General features: G+C 65.8%; 15 protein-coding genes. 8 read left to right on the top strand and 7 right to left on the bottom strand.

Annotation, left to right across the window (positions count from 1 at the left end):
• The first annotated feature begins 50 nt into the window (after positions 1-50).
• Positions 51-1,868 carry an SLC13 family permease gene (locus HY57_RS05940; protein WP_019466274.1) on the top strand — a complete coding sequence of 606 codons (1,818 nt, stop codon included), beginning with the start codon at positions 51-53 and terminating at the stop codon, positions 1,866-1,868.
• A 15-nt stretch (positions 1,869-1,883) separates the two neighbouring features.
• Here HY57_RS05940 and HY57_RS05935 read toward each other — a convergent pair whose 3' ends face one another.
• Positions 1,884-2,228: a Rieske (2Fe-2S) protein gene (locus HY57_RS05935; protein ID WP_019466273.1), complete on the bottom strand. Its 345-nt coding sequence runs from the start codon at positions 2,226-2,228 to the stop codon at positions 1,884-1,886.
• 78 nt (positions 2,229-2,306) lie between these two features.
• Here HY57_RS05935 and HY57_RS05930 point away from each other — a divergent pair, with 78 nt between their 5' ends.
• From HY57_RS05930 to HY57_RS05915, 4 genes are all read left to right on the top strand, one after another.
• Positions 2,307-2,579, top strand: a complete 273-nt coding sequence (locus HY57_RS05930) for a hypothetical protein (protein WP_019466272.1) — start codon at positions 2,307-2,309, stop codon at positions 2,577-2,579.
• A gap of 178 nt (positions 2,580-2,757) precedes the next feature.
• Entirely contained in the window at positions 2,758-3,636 is an 879-nt protein-coding gene (locus HY57_RS05925) for a methylated-DNA--[protein]-cysteine S-methyltransferase (protein WP_100218252.1), read from the top strand.
• A 128-nt stretch (positions 3,637-3,764) separates the two neighbouring features.
• A complete protein-coding gene (gene yedA, locus HY57_RS05920; protein WP_019466270.1) occupies positions 3,765-4,679 on the top strand; it encodes a drug/metabolite exporter YedA in 915 nt (304 codons plus the stop codon).
• Between the two features lie 101 nt (positions 4,680-4,780).
• Positions 4,781-6,169: a short-chain fatty acid transporter gene (locus tag HY57_RS05915; RefSeq protein WP_026034101.1), complete on the top strand. Its 1,389-nt coding sequence runs from the start codon at positions 4,781-4,783 to the stop codon at positions 6,167-6,169.
• On the opposite strand, the gene HY57_RS20770 is transcribed toward HY57_RS05915, so the two are convergent.
• The 5 genes from HY57_RS20770 to HY57_RS05890 form a co-directional block, all read right to left on the bottom strand.
• On the bottom strand, positions 6,145-7,224 hold the full coding sequence (locus tag HY57_RS20770; protein ID WP_019466268.1) for an alpha/beta hydrolase family protein: 1,080 nt from the start codon (positions 7,222-7,224) through the stop codon (positions 6,145-6,147). The two genes, HY57_RS05915 and HY57_RS20770, sit on opposite strands and share 25 nt — an antisense overlap.
• Before the next feature lie 338 nt (positions 7,225-7,562).
• Positions 7,563-8,882 (bottom strand): ABC transporter permease, encoded by a 1,320-nt coding sequence (locus HY57_RS05905; protein ID WP_019466267.1) that lies wholly within the window; start codon positions 8,880-8,882, stop codon positions 7,563-7,565.
• 10 nt (positions 8,883-8,892) lie between these two features.
• Positions 8,893-10,059: an ABC transporter permease gene (locus tag HY57_RS05900; RefSeq protein ID WP_019466266.1), complete on the bottom strand. Its 1,167-nt coding sequence runs from the start codon at positions 10,057-10,059 to the stop codon at positions 8,893-8,895.
• Positions 10,060-10,167: 108 nt separating this feature from the next.
• Positions 10,168-10,857 carry an ABC transporter ATP-binding protein gene (locus tag HY57_RS05895; RefSeq protein WP_019466265.1) on the bottom strand — a complete coding sequence of 230 codons (690 nt, stop codon included), beginning with the start codon at positions 10,855-10,857 and terminating at the stop codon, positions 10,168-10,170.
• An 82-nt stretch (positions 10,858-10,939) separates the two neighbouring features.
• Positions 10,940-12,226 (bottom strand): efflux RND transporter periplasmic adaptor subunit, encoded by a 1,287-nt coding sequence (locus HY57_RS05890; RefSeq protein ID WP_100218248.1) that lies wholly within the window; start codon positions 12,224-12,226, stop codon positions 10,940-10,942.
• Between the two features lie 185 nt (positions 12,227-12,411).
• On the opposite strand from HY57_RS05890, the gene HY57_RS05885 reads away from it, so the two are divergent.
• The 3 genes from HY57_RS05885 to HY57_RS05875 all read left to right on the top strand — a co-directional run bounded on the left by HY57_RS05885 (position 12,412) and on the right by HY57_RS05875 (position 15,338).
• Positions 12,412-13,098 carry a fumarylacetoacetate hydrolase family protein gene (locus tag HY57_RS05885; RefSeq protein WP_019466263.1) on the top strand — a complete coding sequence of 229 codons (687 nt, stop codon included), beginning with the start codon at positions 12,412-12,414 and terminating at the stop codon, positions 13,096-13,098.
• A gap of 238 nt (positions 13,099-13,336) precedes the next feature.
• A complete protein-coding gene (mscL, locus tag HY57_RS05880) occupies positions 13,337-13,753 on the top strand; it encodes a large-conductance mechanosensitive channel protein MscL (protein ID WP_019466262.1) in 417 nt (138 codons plus the stop codon).
• 145 nt (positions 13,754-13,898) lie between these two features.
• Positions 13,899-15,338 (top strand): M20/M25/M40 family metallo-hydrolase, encoded by a 1,440-nt coding sequence (locus HY57_RS05875; RefSeq protein WP_019466261.1) that lies wholly within the window; start codon positions 13,899-13,901, stop codon positions 15,336-15,338.
• 167 nt (positions 15,339-15,505) lie between these two features.
• On the opposite strand, the gene HY57_RS05870 is transcribed toward HY57_RS05875, so the two are convergent.
• Entirely contained in the window at positions 15,506-18,607 is a 3,102-nt protein-coding gene (locus tag HY57_RS05870; RefSeq protein WP_026034100.1) for an efflux RND transporter permease subunit, read from the bottom strand.
• Between the last annotated feature and the right edge of the window lie 8 nt (positions 18,608-18,615).

The raw sequence follows: 18,615 nt of genomic DNA, 5'->3' as shown, positions 1-18,615 counted from the left end.
GACGCCCAGCCAGGGGGCGCCCGCTAGTGGGACTCGCCCTCACCCCTGAAATGATCCTGGTACTGGGGCTGGTGGGCTTCACCATGCTGATGCTGGTGCTGGAGTGGATCCGCGCCGACATGGTCGCCCTGCTCGTGGTGGTGGTGATCGGCCTGACCGGGCTCATTCCCTCCGACCGCGTGTTCAACGGCTTCGCCGGTAACGCCGTCATCGCCATCATCGCCATCATGATCATGGGCGCGGGGCTGGATCGCGCCGGTGTGCTCACGCTGACCGCCAGTTTCGTCATGCGCATGGCGCGAGGCGTGGAATCGCGCCTGGGCGTGGTGATCAACCTCGTCACCAGCCTGTTCAGCGCGGTGATCCCCAGCCAGGCGCTGGCGGCGCTGATGATTCCGGTGACCAGCCGCCTCGCCGCGCGCACCGGTGTGCCGATCTCGCGGCTGCTGCTGCCGATGGCGTTCTGCATTCTCACCGCCACCAACACCACGCTGATCGCCAACTCGCCACTGATCGTGCTGAACGACCTGGTGGCCAGTTCCAATGCCAACCTGCCGGCCGGCGCTCACACGATTCCGAAATTCGGCCTGTTCAGCGTCACGCCCGTCGGCCTCGTGCTCGCGTTGGCCGGCGTTGGCTTCTTTTATTTCTTCGGCAAGAAGCTGCTGCCCGAACGCGAGGACGAGCGCCTCAAGGTGACGCCGGGCCGCACGGAGAGCTACTTCGCCGACACCTACGGCATCGTCGGCGAAACCGCCGAACTCACGGTGACCGCGGAAAGCCCGCTGGTGGGCATGAGCATCGGCGAAGTGGAGCAGCTCTATGGCGCGCCGCTGATCCTCGCCATCAAGAGCGGCAACGACGCGCGCATGGCGCCGCCCGCCGACCACGTCATCTGGGTGGGCTCGGTGCTCGGTGTGCTTGGCCCGCGCGACCAGCTCAACCAGTTCGCCAACAATCAGCTGTGCAAGCTCTCGCCGCGCATGCGCCAGTTGGGCGAGTTGTTCAATCCGTCACGCGCGGGCATTTCCGAAGCGGTGATTCCGCCGAGCTCGCGCTTCCTCAAGCAGACCGTGGGCGAACTCCGGCTGCGCAAGCGCTATGGCATTTCCGTGCTAGCGGTGAACCGTGGCGACCAGGTGTATCGCGACGACGTTCGCTCGGTGAGCCTGCGCGCCGGTGACACGCTGGTGCTGCATTCGAGCTGGCGCGACCTGGTACTAGCCACCGAAGACCGCGATCTCGTTGTGGTCACCGACATCCCGAAGGAAGAGCAGCGCCCCGGCAAGATCTGGCAGGCCGTGGGTTTCTTCCTGCTGGCGAAGTGTCTCGCGCTGTTCACCCACCTCGACCTTTCGGTGGCGATGATGACTGGCGCCATCGGCATGCTGCTCACCGGCGTGCTGAACATGGACGAGGCCTACAAGGCGGTGAACTGGAAGACCATCTTCGTCACCGCTTGCCTCATTCCGCTGGGCTGGTCGATGGATGCCACGGGCGCCGCCGCATGGCTCGCGCAGGTCGTGCTGCAGCATCTGGGGCACACCAACCACTGGATCCTGCAGCTGGCACTGGCCATCCTCACGCTGCTGTTCTCGCAGGTCATGTCCAACGTCGGCGCCACCGTGATGATGGTGCCCATCGCCATCAGCGTTGCCGTCGCCACCGGAAACAACCCCTCGGCCTACGCCCTGATCGTGGCCGTTTCCTCGTCCAACACCTTCCTGCTCAGCTCCGGTCACCCGGCGTTGATGATGGTGGCGGGCCCAGGTGGTTATCGAGGCAAGGACTTCCTGAGAGTGGGTTTGCCACTCACCGCCATCGTGCTGGTATTGACGCTGGTGACGATCAACCTGATGTATCACTGACTGCAGGCAGCGGCCTCAGTCGTCCAGCCAGACTTCCCCGTCCGCCACCCGCACGCCCACCCGGCGCAGATGCTCGCCGCGGCACGGCCCGCCGATGCACAGGCCGTCGACGTCCTGGAACGACGCGCCGTGTGCGGCGCAGATCAGCAGGTTGTCCTTCACCAGGAACTTGCCCGGCGCCCAGTCCAGCCGCCGGCCGGCGTGGGGACAGGTATTGAGGTAGGCGTGCACCGCGCCATCGCGACGCAGCACGATCACGCTTTCCTCGCCGTCGCGCAGCATGGCGTCGACGGCAATGGCGCCGTTGTCGGGAATGTCGTCCAGCCGGCAAAGCGCCTGGTCGGGAGTTGCTGTATCCATAGGCACTTGCCTCTTGGGCCGTAAGGCCCCATCGTTACACACGTAAGTCGTTGATTTTACCACACGGATTTTTAACACATGCGTTTTTCGCTGCCCATGCCGCGTCGCTCCCGCCATCCGCTGGTTCGCGCCCTGTCCCTTCTGGTGGGGCTGGCCGTGGTCGGTGTGCTGATGGTGTTCGGTCTCGTGGTGGCCGGCGTGCTGCTGGTCGGAGGCGCCGTGGTGTTCGCCCTGCGCCAATGGTCGCGCAAGCGTGGCGCTGTGTCGCCTGCGGGCGGCCGCACCCACAGGCCCGAGGTGATCGAGGGCGAGTACGTGGTGCTGCACCAGACGCGCCACGCGGCGCGCTGAGTCCGTGTCCACCGTGGGTCGATGACCCCACGACCGGGGCGCGCTGCGGCTCCGCGGTCGCGCACCGGGTGCGCTCCTCCGGGTGGAATGTCGAGGCCGGGATGTCGGCGCAAGATCCGGATGGCTGCCACCCCGCGGCGGCACTAGGCTGGACCTATCGGTTCACCGGATGTCGATCATGAACGCTCGCCTCGCCAACGAAACCAAGCTCGAACAGGTCCGCCAGCTGCTGGAGCGCGCGGACGAAGCACCGACCCTGCAGGCCCTGGCCGAGGTCGCCGGCCTCAGCCCCAGCCATCTGCAACGCGCCTTTCGCCGCCGCTATGGCATGAGCCCGGCGGAGTATCACCGGGCGCGCCGTTTCGGCCAGCTGAAGAGCGCGCTGCGCAAGGGTGCCGCCGTTTCCGACGCGGTGTATGACGCCGGCTTCGGTTCCGGCAGCCGCGTCTATGAACACAGCGACCGCCTGCTGGGCATGACGCCTGCGAGCTACCGGGCAGGCGGTGCCGGCGCGGATATCCGCTACACCACCACCGGCACCCCGCTGGGGCGCTTGCTGGTCGCCACCACTTCGCGCGGCATTTGCTCGGTGACGCTGGGCGATACCGATGCCGAGCTGGAACAACGGCTCGCCAATGAATTCCCGAAGGCATCGCGTGAACGCGTGGATGCGGGCCGCGAAGAGTGGCTTGATGCCGTCATCGCCCGTATCGCGAACGAGCTCGGCTGGAGCGATGCCGCTGCGCCCGACCTGCCGCCGCTCGACGTCGCCGCCACGGCCTTCCAGTGGCGCGTGTGGAATGCACTGACGCGCATTCCTTCCGGCATCACCAAGAGCTACGGCGAACTGGCCGCTGAGCTGGGCATGCCCAGGGCCGCCCGCGCCATCGGCAACGCCTGCGGCAACAACCGGTTGGCCTTGATCGTGCCTTGCCATCGCATTGTCCGCGAAGACGGCTCGCTGGGCGGCTGGCGCTGGGGCGTGGAGCGCAAGCGCGAACTGCTCGCCAATGAGCAGCGCAACCACGAGCCACAGAGGAAGCGCTCGGCCGCCTGACTTGAGCGTTGTTCAAGACTATCTTGCGGAAGCCTCGCTTCTGCCTTGGCTTCGCCCGGTTTAATGTTGCGGTGCCTGTAAACTATAGGCGGCATCCGCCCCGCGATGCTCCCCCCGCGCAACCTGCCATGACCGACACGACGACTGCCAACGCCGCGCCTGCGGCGACATCGCCCATTGCCGACGCCCGCGTGCTGGTGCCGCTGGGTCTGTTTGCGCTGTACATCATCTGGGGTTCGACCTACCTGGGTATCCGCTACGCCCTGGAGAGCTACCCGCCCTTCCTGCTCGCCGGCATCCGTTTTCTCGGCGCGGGGGTGGCGCTGTTCGCTTTCCTGCGCCTGCGCGGCGTGGCCATGCCGACACCGCGTCAATGGCGCAACGCCGCCATCACCGGCATCCTGCTGCTGGGCTTCGGCAACGGGCTGGTCTGCTTCGCCGAGGAGCGGGTGAGTTCCGGCATCGCGGCCGTCGCTGTCGCCAGCATGCCGCTGTTTGCCGCGCTGTTCGCCGGGCTTTACGGTGAATGGCCGAATCGACGTGAAACCGTGGGCCTGGTGATCGGCTTCGTCGGCGTGATTGTGCTCAACCTTGGCAGCAGCCTGTCCGGTTCGCGCATCGGTGCCATCGCGCTGCTGGTCGCCGCCATGAGCTGGGCGTTCGGTGCCACCTGGAGCCGCCGCCAGGACATGCCCGCCGGCCCCATGAACACCGCCGCACAGATGCTCTGCGCCAGCGTGGCCATCTTGGCCATGGGCTTCGCCAGTGGCGAGCGGCTGCCGGCACATCCGACGGTGCGCGCGACGGCGGCGCTGGTCTACCTTGCCGTGTTCGGCTCCATCATCGCCTTCAGCGCCTTCCTGTACGTGCTCAAGCACGCCCGCCCTGCGCTGGCGACCAGCTACGCCTATGTGAACCCCCCGGTGGCCGTGCTGTTCGGTGTGCTGCTGGCGGGTGAAAGCGTGGGCCCGTACGACCTGGTCGGCATGGCCATCATTCTGCTGGGCGTGGGCGCCATCACCCTCGCGCGACAGCGCCGCTGACCTGTCCCGGTCGCCGCTGGCTTGCCTCGCCGGTAGCCGGGCGGCCACCATGGCCCGATCCAGCCAGGGGTCGGCCCATGAATGCAACCAACGAAGGTCTGATGGCCCGCGCCGCGCTGCGCAGCGCGGCGTGGTCGGAAAAGTGGTTTCCCGATGCCTGGGTGTTCGCGGCGCTTGGCGTGATCTTCGTCGCCATCGCCGCACTGGCTTTCGGCGCGACGCCGGCCGTCACCGTCAACGCATTCGGTGACGGCTTCTGGAGCCTGATTCCCTTCACCATGCAGATGGCCTTCGTGGTCATCGGCGGCTACGTGGTGGCCACGGCGCCGGTCGTCGCGCGTTTCATCGAATGGCTGGCGCGCGCACCGAGGACGGGGCGTGGCGCCATCTGCTACGTGGGCCTGGTCAGCATGCTCGCGTCGCTGCTGTCGTGGGGCTTCTCGCTGGTGTTCGGCGGTTTGCTGGTGCGTGCGCTCGCACGGCGCAACGATCTACGCATGGACTATCGCGCCGCGGGCGCCGCCGCCTATCTCGGGCTTGGCGCGGTATGGGCCATGGGCCTTTCCTCGTCGGCCGCGCAATTGCAGGCCAATCCCAAGAGCATGCCGCCGGGTCTCATCAACATCACCGGCGTGCTGCCCTTCAGCGAAACCATTTTCCTGTGGCAGTCGATCGTGCTGACCGCGGCGCTCGTCGCGGTGTCGCTGCTGGTCTGCTGGCTTACCGCGCCATCGGATCACAACACACGCACGGCGGACGACTTCGGCATCACCGAGACCGCGACGCCCCCGCTACCACCCCGCCAGCGCCCCGGCGAGTGGCTGGAATACAGCCCGTTGCTGTCGGTGCTGATCGGCCTGCTGGGACTGGGCTGGCTTGGTCATGAGTTCGCCAGCAAGCCGGCGGTCACCGCCATCGCCAACCTCAACACCTACAATTTCCTGTTCCTCACGGCGGGATTGCTGCTGCACTGGCGGCCGCGCAGTTTCCTCAACGCGGTGGCGCGCGCCGTGCCAAGCACGGCCGGCGTGCTCATCCAGTTTCCGCTGTACGGTGGCATCGCCGCGCTGCTCACGCATGCGCCGGGCGTGGGCGACGTGACGTTGTCGCATCGCTTATCCGGCCTGTTCGTGCACATCGCCACTACCGACACCTTTCCGCTGGTGATGGGCGTCTACTCGTCGGTGCTTGGCTTCTTCGTTCCCTCGGGTGGCGGCAAGTGGCTGGTGGAAGCACCTTACGTGATGCAGGCCGCCAATGACCTGCATGTGCACCTGGGCTGGGCGGTGCAGGTGTACAACGCGGCCGAAGCCCTGCCCAACCTGATCAATCCGTTCTGGATGCTGCCCTTGCTCGGCGTGCTGGGCCTGAAGGCGCGCGACGTGGTCGGCTTCACCTTCATGCAACTGGTGGTGCATGTACCGCTGGTGCTGGGCCTGCTATGGGTGCTGGGATGGACGCTGGCTTATGTGCCGCCCGTGATGCCCTGAGGTCTTGGGCCGCTGGCACGCACCGACGAGGGCAGCGGCACGAACGCAGGACACGCGGTATCGGGAGACGCCGCCAAAGCCTGCATCCAGTCAAGCATCGGTTGCAGCAAGCGGTCGGTCCGCAACGGCAAGGTGATGTGATTTTCGCCGGACAGCTCGATGTAACGGACTCGTGCCGATGCATCGGTCAGCGCCTTGAGCGTCTGCGCAGAAACCAGCGGGTCGTTGCCTCCCCGCAGGATGAGCGTGCACGGCGCGTGCGCAAGCGCACCGGCCGTATCGATATGCGCAAGATCGACACCAAGGTCCGTGCTCGCCCGTTTGATCGCTGCATCCATGTTCGACGCACCGATGACCGAGCCAAGCCAGCGCGGACCAAACAGATTTGTCGACGGTGCGCGACGGATCACGTCGGCGGCATTGCCGTAAGGTTCCAGCGTGATCACACCACGCACGTCGCCAAGCTCGCTGGCAGCGAATACAGCCGCCGTAGCGCCATAGGACACACCCATGAGGAACCCCGGTTCGGGCAACTGCTGCTTCGCCCGAAGGTCGCGCACCAATTCGGCGATGTCCCTGCCCTCACGCGGTCCATAGCCCACCGGGGCCTTGTCGGATTCGCCCTGGCTGCGCAGGTCGGGCAATACCGTCACATAGCCCGCCGACGCAAGGTGGTAGGCCCAGCCCGCCAGCATGGCGCCCTCGCCTTCCCACGGGTGCAGCAGCACGATGCTGCCTCTCGCACGCAGGCGCGAGCCATCGAAGGGTTTCTCTGGGAGCCGCATGTTCCAGTGGTAACTCGGCCCATCTCCCAGCAGGGTGAAGGTTTCCGTGATGTCGTAGACGTGCGGCGGACCGAGCCAGTACGCCATGCGCACACCATCCGTCGTGCGCATCGACGACTTGCCGAAGCCCTGCGCTGCGAGGTTCTCGTGGAAATAGTCCGGCAGGCGCCCATGTGAGATCGCCGGATGCTCGATCTTGTGCGTGACATAGCTGGCGCAGCCAGCGAACAGCGGCAGCAGCGCCGCCAGAAGTGCACGTCCCTTGCGCATGGCCTTCCCTCTCGTTCCGGGCAAGCCTTGCGCGGAACGGCAGACTACGCAAGTCGCGGTGCGGGAGTGATTCCCGCACCGCGCTTTCACTCGCAGCTCGCGCAACGCCACCGTCACCGGCAACCGCGCCGCACGCACCACTGGGTACAGGCCGCCGAAGCGGGAGGTGCCTTACAACAGCCGAATGGCTGGTCATCCAGCGACTTTAAACACGCTGAAAGCGAAGGCACTGGATTCCCGCTTTCGCGGGAATGACGAGCTATTGGAGATTCCGGCAGTGCCTACGGCAATTAAAGAAGCGCGGCCACCGCCGCGCTTCTTATTCCTTCATGGCGATATCACAGCTCGCGCAATGCCGTCGTCACCGGCAACCGCGCCGCGCGCACCGCCGGATACAGGCCACCGATGAAGCCGATGGCAAGCGCCCACTTCAGGCCGGTCCACAGCAGCTCGGGCGACACGTGCAGCTCGAAGCTCAGCTTGCCCACCGTGCCCGCCGCCAGCGTCGAGGCGCTGTAGCCGTTGAAGATCAGCCAGGCCAGCAGGCCACCCAGCACGCCGCCGATGGCCGCGAGCAGCATCGTCTCCAGCATCACCGCCACCACCACGGGGAACCCGCGGAAGCCGATGGCGCGCAACGTGGCTATTTCCCGTGCGCGCGACGCGACGGCGGCGAACATGGTGTTGAGCGCACCGAACATCGCACCGATGGCCATGATCAGGCCCACCGTGATGCCGATGGCCTTGATCACCTTGGTCATGCCCTCGGACTGCTTGCTGAAGTAGTCGAGCGTGGTGCTCACGTCGACCTTGAGCTGCGGGTTGTTTTCCAGCTCCTTCTTGAACGCGTCGTAGGCCTTGGGATCGGTGAGGCGCACCATCACCGAGGCACGGCTGCTACCACGGCGATAGGTGTCGGCCACCACGCTAGCGTCGCCCCATACTTCCGAGTCCATCGCGTCGCCGGAGGCGAACACACCCACCACGGTCCACTGCTGGTTGCCCAGTTTCACGGTATGTCCGGGTTCGAGGCCCGCGAACTGCTTGGCCGCGCCCTTGCCGACGATCAGCTCGCGCATGCCCGGCTGGAAGTTGCGACCCTCGATGATCTTCACGTTGGGACGCACCGCCCACGCCTGTTCGCTGACACCGCGCAGTTGCACGCTGCCTTCGTCGTCCGCCGTGCTGCCCTTGAGCGGCAGGTTGGCCGCGACCACGAGTTCGGGCGAGGCGATGGGCTGGCCCTTGGCATCCTTGGCGATGCCGACAGCCTGCGGGATCAGCGTGACGCTGTCGTGGTCGAGCACGGACATCACTTCCGAGGCCGACGAGCCACGCATGACGATGGCGGTGTCGGGGCTGCCGGTATTGCGCAGCGTTTCGCTGTAGCCCTCGCCCATCGCCAGCAGGGCGACCAGCACGCCGACCACGCCGGCGATGCCGATCACGATGACCGCCGACGAACCGATGCGCTGGCCCAGCGTGCTGATGCCCACGCTCGCCACCGAGGCGGCGCGGCGACCGGCCCGGGTCAGGCCCATCCACAGGGCGAACAACACCACGAGCACGATGGCCGCCTGCCAGGGCAGCAGGACCCAAAAGGCGATGGCGATCGCGACGAGGACAAGCAGGCCGAGATTGATCAGGAAATTATTCATGTCGCTCTCCTTAGCGGCCCGCGAGCGCGTCGACGATGTTCAGGCGCATGGCGCGGATCGCCGGCAAGGCCCCCACCAGCAGGCCGATGGCGATCATCAGCACAACGCCGAGAATCCAGCTGCTCGCGCCGACAATGGGAAGGTTGAGCATGCCGCCGCTGCCTGCGCTCACCGCAGGAATGATCAGCGACGCAATGCCCAGCCCGATGACACCACCAAGCAGCAACAGCAGCACCGACTCGGCCAGCACGATGGCGAGCACCGCGTGGTTGGAAAAGCCCAGCGTCTTGAGCACGGCCAATTCGCTGGTGCGCTCGCGCACGGCCTGCATCATGGTGTTGCCCGAGAGCAGCAGCAGCGTGAAGAACACCGCACCCATGATCGAACCGACGATGAGGCCGATGTCCGCAAGCTGCTTCATCCAGTTGGCCGTCGCCGCCTGCTCGGTCTGCGTGCGCGTTTCGTGATCGGAGTTGGCCGACAGCGCGTCGATGGCCTTCGCCACGCGGTCAGCCTGGTTCACGTCCGTCACACGCGTGACGTACCAGCCCACCTGGCCGCGGTTGAACGGCGTGGTCTCATCAAAATACTTCCAGTGCAGCAGGAGCATCTGGTCGAAGAAGCCGCCGGTCTTCTTGTCCTTCGCATGCATGATGCCGACGATGTCGAACGTCCAGTTCTTGCTGCCCTGGCGGTTGGGGAAGATGGTGGACTGCATGGGAATCTTGTCGCCCACCTTCCAGTTGAAGCGCTTCGCCAGCGTCTCACCCACAAGCACGCCGGTACGCGTGTCATCGAAGGTCTTGCGCTCGGCCGGGCTCACGTCGATCTCGGGGTACAGATCAATGTAGTTGGGCTCCACGGCAAAGCTGAAGACCTGGTTGTGCGGATCCTGGTAGGCGCCACCGAACCAGTTGGCATAGGTCACCATTTTCACGCCCGGCACCTGCGCAATCTGCGCTTCCAGCGATTGCGGCAGGGTCTGGATGAAAGACAGCTTGGAGCCGGTCTGCAGGCGCTCCGCGCCGTTGGCGCTCTGGCCTGCCTGGTTGAAGGAGGTACGCACGGCGTCGAGCATGCCGAACAGCAGGAACGCGGCGATGATCGATACCAGCGTGAGTATCGTGCGGGTCTTGCGCCGGAACAGCGCGGCCCAGATGAGATGGAGATATTTCATGAAAAGTTCGCTCCACGAATAGTGGTATGGCAAGCAACCGTTCCTGGTGCGCTGCCGCTTGGCATCCTGCCTCGCCCTCGCGCGGCGCGCGTGATGCCATTCAAGGCATCACGCAAGTGCGCCTTGCTCGACCAGCGTGCCCTTGTCCAGATGAAGCGTGTGGTTGGCGTATTCGGCTGCCTTGGGATCGTGCGTGACCATCACGATGGTCTTGCCGTGTTCCCGATTGAGCACGCGCAACAGGCCGAGCACTTCCTCGGCGGAATGGCGATCCAGGTCACCGGTCGGTTCGTCGCAGACCAGCAGCGTGGGGTCGGACACGATGGCGCGGGCGATCGCCACGCGCTGCTGCTGACCGCCGGAGAGTTCGCTGGGCTTGTGCGAGGCGCGCTCACCCAGACCTACCAGCTGCAAGGCGATGGATGCGTTCTTGCGGCGCTGCGCAGCGGAAAGCTTGGTGAGCAGCAGTGGCAACTCCACGTTGCGCTGGGCCGAGAGCATCGGCATCAGGTTGTAGAACTGGAACACGAAACCAACGTGCGAGGCACGCCACTTGGCGAGCTGGCCGCCGCTGAGCTGGTCCAGGCGCTGGCCGGCCACCGTGATGCTGCCGCCGGTCGGCGTATCGAGGCCACCGATGAGATTGAGCAGGGTGGTCTTGCCCGAACCGGACGGACCCATCAGCGCAAGGAAGTCGCCTTCGGCGATGTCCAGGTTGATGTGATGCAGCACTTCCACTTTCTGCTTGCCGCGCTCGTACACCTTGGAAAGATCGCGGGTTTCAATCAACGTGTTCATGGCTTTCACTCCGATGCGAATGGCCTTGGATGCCGTACACGCACCGCTCCGACGGTGCGCCTGATTCCGCTCTACGAACCGGTTACGGCGCAGCCTTGGCTGCCGCCTTGATCCGGTCGCCGTCCTTCAATGCTGCCGGTGGCGACACCACCACGGTGTCGCCCACGTCCACGCCCGTCGGCAACAGGCTCTGGTCGCCGACCTTCGATGCGGTGGTCGGCACATCGCGCTGCTGCACGGTGTCGCCCCGCACGATGAACACCACGCCATGCCCGTCGCGCTGGGCGATGGCCGCGGCCGGCACCAGCGCACCCTGCGGCGCCTGCACCGGCTGCTGATCCTGCTTCTGTTCCAGGAAGGACACCCGCACGCCCATGTCGGGCACGATGCGCGCATCTTTCTTTTCCATGGCCACGCGCACCTTCACGGTGGCCTTGCCGCGATCGGCGGCCGGGACGATGGCGATGACGTGGGCGGGAATCTTCCAGTCGGGATACGCGTCCAGCACCGCCTCGGCGGCCATATTCGGTTTCACGCGACCGATGTACGCCTCGTTGACGTCCACGTCCACTTCCAGCGAATCCATATCGACCACCGTGCCGATGCCGGTGCGGGTGAAGCCGCCGCCAGCCGAGAACGGCGAGACGATTTCGCCGACCTGTGCGTCCTTGGTGGTGATCACGCCGTCGAACGGCGCGCGGATCACGCAGTAATCGAAATTCACCTTGGCCTCGACCACCTGCGAGTCTGCCGATGCCGCATTGCGCTGCTGCGACAGCAGCTGGGCACGCGTGCTGTCCACCAGTGTGCGCGATTGCTCCGCCGTCTGCTTGGCGACCAGCCCCTTGGTGGCCAGTTGTTCGTTGCGAACCGCGTCGCGCTCGTTCTGAGCCAGTTGCGCCTGGAACTGCGCCACCAGCGCATGCGACGCCGCCGCCGCGGTGCGGGCCGCTTCCAGCGCCGCCTTGTACTGTGAGTCGTCCAGCCGCGCCACGACCTGGCCCTGCTTTACGTGGTCACCTTCCTCGATCAGCACCTCGGTCAGCGTGCCGGTGATCTGCGCCGAGACGGTGGCCTGGCGGCGCGCGGTGACATAGCCAGTGGCCTGCAACACCGCGCCGGCGGCCGCATTGGCTACCGGCGACTGGGCCTGCGCGGTCTGCACCTCGATCGCGCGATGGCCCATCGCCAGCCACGCCACCAGGGCCACCAACGTGAGCACGAGCACGACGCCGCCGACGATCCACGGCCAGCGACCCGGCCCTTGGCCGTGTTCCTCGCGCAGGTGTTTCTCGATGCGCAGTTCCTTCAATAGATCCGCATTCGCCACACGCTCTCCCTGCCGGTCCCCGCCGGTTCCACGATGCATTACAGAATGCTGGGGCAGCTCCGCCGCCTCCAGAAGCCCTCATCAGCCCAATACAATGACAGCTGTCACACGCTGGCGGGCAGAGGCCGAAAGCCGGGCCGGTTGTACTCGCATGCCGGCCCCGAAAAAAGCTGACGTGACATATAGACTGGCGCCGCTCCGCCACGGTGGTACCCTTCCCGGCCATGTCATACGCCATCACGCCCCCGCCTGTTCCGAGCCTGCCGATCGCCGGCAGCGACCAACGCTTTCCAGTACGCCGCATCTTCTGCATCGGCCGCAATTACGCGGAGCATGCTCGCGAAATGGGCGCGACGGTGGACAAGGACACACCGCTGTTCTTCACCAAGCCGGCCGATGCCGTGGTGACCGATGGTGCCGACGTCATCTACCCGCAAGCCACGCACGACCTGCACCACGAAGTGGAGATGGTGGTGGCGCTGGGCGGCGGTGGCCGCGACCTGTCGGCCGCGCAGGCCGGCGACCTGGTGTGGGGCTATGGCGTAGGCCTGGATCTGACGCGCCGCGACCTGCAAGCCATCGCCAAGGCCAAGAGCCATCCGTGGGACGTCGCCAAGGGCTTCGACCACTCCGCGCCGGTATCCGCCCTGCACCCTGCGCGCGAGGTGACGCTGCACGCTGACACCGCGCTGACGCTTGCCGTGAACGGCCAGCAGCGCCAGCACGGGCGCCTGGGCGACATGGTGCACGGAGTCAATGAGATCATCGCCACCCTGTCCCGCCTGTTCGAGCTGAAGGCCGGCGACCTGATCTTTACGGGCACGCCCGCCGGCGTATCGGCGCTGCAGCGGGGGGATCGGTTCCGCGCGGAGCTGGAAGGCGTGGCGGTGCTGGAAGGGCGCGTGGTTTAGCGACGCAAGGCCCGACAAGCGTGCTCCCTGCCGCAACCTTGCCAAAGGCCTGCCTCCTCTCGCCGTCCTCGCCGCGAGGCGCTGTTCAACAGCCGAAGGCGGGTCAAGCGGGTATGACAGCGAGGGCCATCCAGGCTCACGAGAGCATGATCGTCCTCGCAAAACCTTGTCGCCCCGCCCTGCCCCACCCATCCCTGCTACCCTTTCCCCGTCGGGGGTTCATACAAGGGAGAGAAGCATGAGCATGATCAAAGAGTTCAAAGAATTCGCCATGCGTGGCAACGTCATCGACCTCGCGGTCGGCGTGGTCATCGGCGGCGCATTCGGCAAGATCGTCACCTCACTGGTGGACCAGATCATCATGCCGCCCATCGGCATGCTCACCGGCGGCATCGACTTCTCGCAGATGAAGTGGGTGCTCAAGCCGGCCGACAATACCGATCCGGCGCACAAAATCGCGGAAGTGGCTATTGGCTACGGCACCTTCATCAATACCCTGATCCAGTTCCTCATCATTGCCTTCGCGATCTTCCTGGTGGTCAAGGCCATCAACAAGCTCAGCAAGAAGCAGGAAGCCGCGCCCGCACCGCCGCCGGCGGATGTGGTGCTGCTCACCGAGATCCGCGACCTGCTGAAGTCGCAGAACCCGAAGTAAGCAACGGGGAACAACGCGCGAACCAGGCGCCTGCGGGCGCCTTTTTCGTTTGGCTGCTTTGTTCGTTGCCCGCACCATGACTTCTGGCCTAAGCAGCCACGTGGGGGCGGGCCATAATCGATGTTTCCGCCCAAGGACTGTCCCCATGCGCCGACTGCCGCTCACCCTGCTCTCCGCCAGCCTGATGCTCGCCATCGGTACGGCGAATGCAGCCACCCAAACCACCATCCCCGCCGCAGCCGTAAAGACGGCCGAACAACTGCGCGACACGGCGATGAACGACAACACGGCCTACCAGGTCGTCGAATCGCTGACCACCGAAGTGGGTTCGCGCCTGGCCGGCAGCCCGGCCGATGCACGCGGCCGCGAGTGGGCCATCGCCAAGTTCAAGGCGCTGGGCTTCGACAAGGTCTACACCGAGGAAGTGAGCTATCCGCTGTGGGAACGCCGCAGCGAGCACGCCGAAATCGTCGGACCGTTCCCGCAGGCGCTGGACCTGATTGCGCTGGGCTACTCCGCCGGCACGCCCAAGGGCGGCCTCACCGCCGACGTGGTGCGCTTCGATAGCCTCGATGCGCTGAAGAAGGCCGATCCTGCCAGCGTGAAGGGCAAGATCGTCTACGTGGACGCCCACATGGAGCGCCACAAGGATGGCCACGACTACGCCATCGGCTCGGCCGTGCGCGTCGGCGGCCCGGTGATCGCCGCCAAAATGGGCGCCGCCGCGTTCTTGCTGCGCTCGGCCGGCACCGATGCCCACAGCCGCACGCCGCACACCGGCGTCACCGGCTTCACGGATCCGAAGGACGCCATTCCGGCCGCCGCGCTGTCCAACCCCGATGCCGACCAGCTCACGCGCGTCATCGCCTATGGCAAGCCGGTTTCGATCAAGCTCGATCTCGACTGCGGCTTCAATGGCACCTACAAGGGCGCCAACGTGATCGGTGAAGTCACCGGCAAGAAGCACCCGGACCAGGTCGTCGCCATTGGCGGCCATCTCGACTCGTGGGATCCGGGCACGGGCGCCATCGACGACGGCGCCGGCGTGGCCATCGCCATGGCGGCCGGCAAGCTCATCCACGACCTGCCGCAGCGTCCGGACCGCACCATCCGCGTCATCGCCTTTGCCAACGAGGAGATGGGCCTGTGGGGCGGCCGCGCCTATGCCGACAAGCACGCCAAGGAAGTGGCCAAGTTCCAGCTCGGCACCGAGTCGGACTTCGGCGCACGCAAAATCTGGCTGATGAGTGCCAGTGTGAAGCCTGAGGCGCGCGGCGCCATCGAGCAGATCGCCAAGGTGCTCGCTCCCGTCGGTGTGGATTACGACGCCAAGAAGCCGGGCGGCGGCGGCTCCGACCTGTCGCAGATGCACGGCAAGGGCATGGCCGCGCTGACCCTGGTGCAGGACGGCACCGACTACTTCGACTACCACCACACCGCCAACGACACGCTCGACAAGATCGACCCGAAGGAGCTGTCGCAGAACGTCGCGGTGTACGCGGCGTTCTCGTACATGGCCGCGCAGGCCGATGGCGATTTCGGTTCGAAGCCGGGGGCGTTTGCGAAGGATGGCGCGGAGGAGTGATCTTTCCTCCGGCATGACGGAAAAGGGCGGCCCATGGCCGCCCTTTTTTTCACCCGCCCGAACCACGCACCTGTGGGAGCGCACCCTGTGCGCGACAATCCAGCGGAGAGAAAGCACTGCCATGCCGAAGTCGCGCACAGGGTGCGCTCCCACAGTGGCTTGCTATCTCAATGCGCGGCTTCTGCACCACCCACGCGCCGCTTGCGCGAGAAGCGCGTATGCAGCCGATCCAGGTACAGGTAGATCACCGGCGTCAGGTACAGCGTGAGCACCTGCGACACCAGCAGGCCGCCGACCACGGCCAGGCCCAGCGGACGGCGCGTCTCCGCGCCCGCGCCAAGGCCGAGCGCAATGGGCAAGGTGCCGGCGAAGGCCGCCATGGTGGTCATCATGATCGGGCGGAAGCGCACCTGGCACGCCTCCACGATGGCCAGCGCCGGGTCGGTGCCTTCGCTACGCTGCTTTTCCAGCGCGAAGTCGATCATCATGATCGCGTTCTTTTTCACGATGCCGATCAGCATCACGATGCCCACGAAGGAGAACAAGTCCAGCGGCGCACGGAAGATCATCAGCGTGAGCAGTGCGCCCACACCCGCCGACGGCAGGCCCGAGAGAATGGTCAACGGATGGATGAAGCTCTCGTACAGGATGCCCAGCACCAGGTAGATCACGAACACCGCCAGCACCAGCAGCAGGCCCATGCCCTGCATCGAGTCCTGGAAGGCCTGCGCCGTGCCCTGCACGCTGCCGGTGATCGACGGCGGCAGGTTCATCTGCTTCATCGCACCGTCGATGCTCGCCACCGCCTCGCTGAGGCTCACGCCGGGCGCGAGGTTGAACGACACCGTCACCGACGGGATCTGCCCTTGGTGATTCACCGTGAGCGCCTGCGGCTTGCGCTCGAAGGTCGCCACGGCATTGAGCGGAACCAGCGTGCCGCTGCCTGAGGTGACATAGATCTGCGAGAGCACGTCGGGATCATTCTGCAGCGCGTAGTACACCTGCAGGATTACCCAGTACTGCGAGGAGGCGCCATAGATGGTGGAAATCTGGCTGGCGCCGAACGCCGATCCCAGCGCCTTCTGCACCTGGTCCATGGTCAGCCCCAGCGTGCCCAGCTTGTCACGATCGATGTCCAGGACAATGGACGGCCCATTGAGATCGAGGTCGCTGGTGACGTCCTGGAAGCCCGGCAGCTTACTGAAGGCCTCGATCACCCTGCCGGACCAGTGGTACAAGGCCTGCGTGTCAATGGATTGCAGCGTGTACTGGTACTGCGCCTTCGACTGCCGTCCGCCCACCTGGATGGACGGCGGATTCTGGATGTAGGCGCGAACGCCCGGCACCGCGGCGAACTTCGCGCGCAGTTCCTGGATGATGCCGTTGACGTCGAGCGGGCGCGCGCCGGCGGGCTTCAGTGTGAGCGACAGCGAACCGTTGTTGGTCGTGGTGCGCGCGCCGCCACTGCCCACCGACGACATGTAGCTCTCGATATTGGGATCGTCGGCGACGATCTTCGCTAGCTGCTGCTGGCGCTGCACCATGCCCGCGACCGAGGTGTCGTCCGGCCCCTCGACGTTGACATTGAGCTGGCCGGAATCGCCGGCGGGAATGAAATCCTTGTCCACCACCACGAACAACAGGCCGGTCGCCAGCAGGCTGGCCGCGAACAGGCACAGGATGCTGCGCGGATGGTGCACGGCCCAGGTCAGCGTGCCCACGTAGCCGCGACGCACGCGCTCGAAGCCGGCATCGAACCACTGCACGATACGCGCCTTCTTCTCGTGCTCGGCGTGCTTCAGGAAGCGGCTGCACAGCATCGGCGTGAGCGTGATCGAGACAAAGCCGGAGATCAGGATCGCCACGCTCAGCGTCACCGCGAACTCGTGGAACAGGCGCCCCACGATGCCCCCCATGAACATCACCGGGAGGAACACCGCCACCAGCGAAAGCGTCATGGAGAAGATGGTGAAGCCGATCTCGCTGGCGCCCTTGAGCGATGCCTCGTACGGGTCCATGCCGTCCTCGACATGACGCACGATGTTCTCCAGCATCACGATGGCATCGTCCACCACGAAGCCCACGACCAGGGTCAACGCCAACAGCGAAAGATTGTCCAGGCTGTAGCCCAGCGCGAACATCGCGCCAAAGGTGCCGACAATGGACACGGGCAGCGCCAGGGCCGGAATCAAGGTGGCCGATGCATTACCCAGGAACAGGTAGATCACCAGCACCACCAGCACGCCGGCCAGCAGCAGGGTGAACTGCACGTCGCTGACCGACTCGCGGATGGACACGGAGCGGTCGTACAGCACGGACAGCTTGATCGACGGTGGCAGGGTGGCCTCGAAGGTGGGCAGCACCGCGCGGATGCGGTCGATGGTCGCCACCGTGTTCGAGCCCGGCTGGCGCTGGATCGCCAGCACGATGGCACGCTCGCCGTTGTACCAGCTGGCCACCTGGTCGTTCTGCACGCTGTCCTCGGCCTTGCCCAGGTCCGACAGTCGCACCGGCGCACCGTTGCGATAGGCCACGATGATGTTGTTGTACAGGTTGGCGCGCTGCAGCTGGCCGTCCGAACGGATCTGCAACAACTGGCGGTTGCCGTTGAGCGAGCCCGTCGCCAGGTTTACGTTCGCCGCCGATACCGCACTCTGCACGGTGTCGATGCCGATGCCGCTCGCCGCCAGCTTCTGCGGGTCCACGCTGATGCGCACGGCGTACTTCTGCGAACCGTACACGTTCACCTGCGCGACGCCATCGATCATCGACAGGCGCTGCGCGAGCTGCGTTTCCGCGTAGTCGTCCACGACCGACAAGGGCTGCGTGCGCGAGCGCAGGGTGAGGTAGAGGATGGCCGCATCCGCCGGGTTCACCTTGCGGAAGGTCGGCGGCGTGGGCATGTTGGTGGGCAACTGGCGTTGCGCCGACGAGATGGCGGCCTGCACGTCCTGCGCTGCGCCATCGATGTTGCGGTCGAGCTCGAACGTCAGCGTGATCGAGGTGGAGCCGAGCGCGCTGGTCGAGGTCATCGACTGAATGCCGGCAATGGTGGAGAGCTGGTTTTCCAGCGGCGTCGCCACCGCCGTCGCCATCGTCTCCGGCGCCGCGCCGGGCAGGCTCGCGTTCACCGTGATGGTGGGGAAGTCGACGTTGGGCAGCTCGTTGACCGGCAGCTTCGGATAGGCGGCGATGCCAAATACCAGCAACGCCACCATCAGCAGCGTGGTCATCACCGGGCGTCGAATGCAGAGGGCGGGCAGGTTCATGGACGTCG

The sequence above is a fragment of the Dyella japonica A8 genome, from assembly GCF_000725385.1.
GTDB lineage: Bacteria > Pseudomonadota > Gammaproteobacteria > Xanthomonadales > Rhodanobacteraceae > Dyella > Dyella japonica_C.
This window is presented reverse-complemented; position numbering and strand designations above follow the sequence as displayed.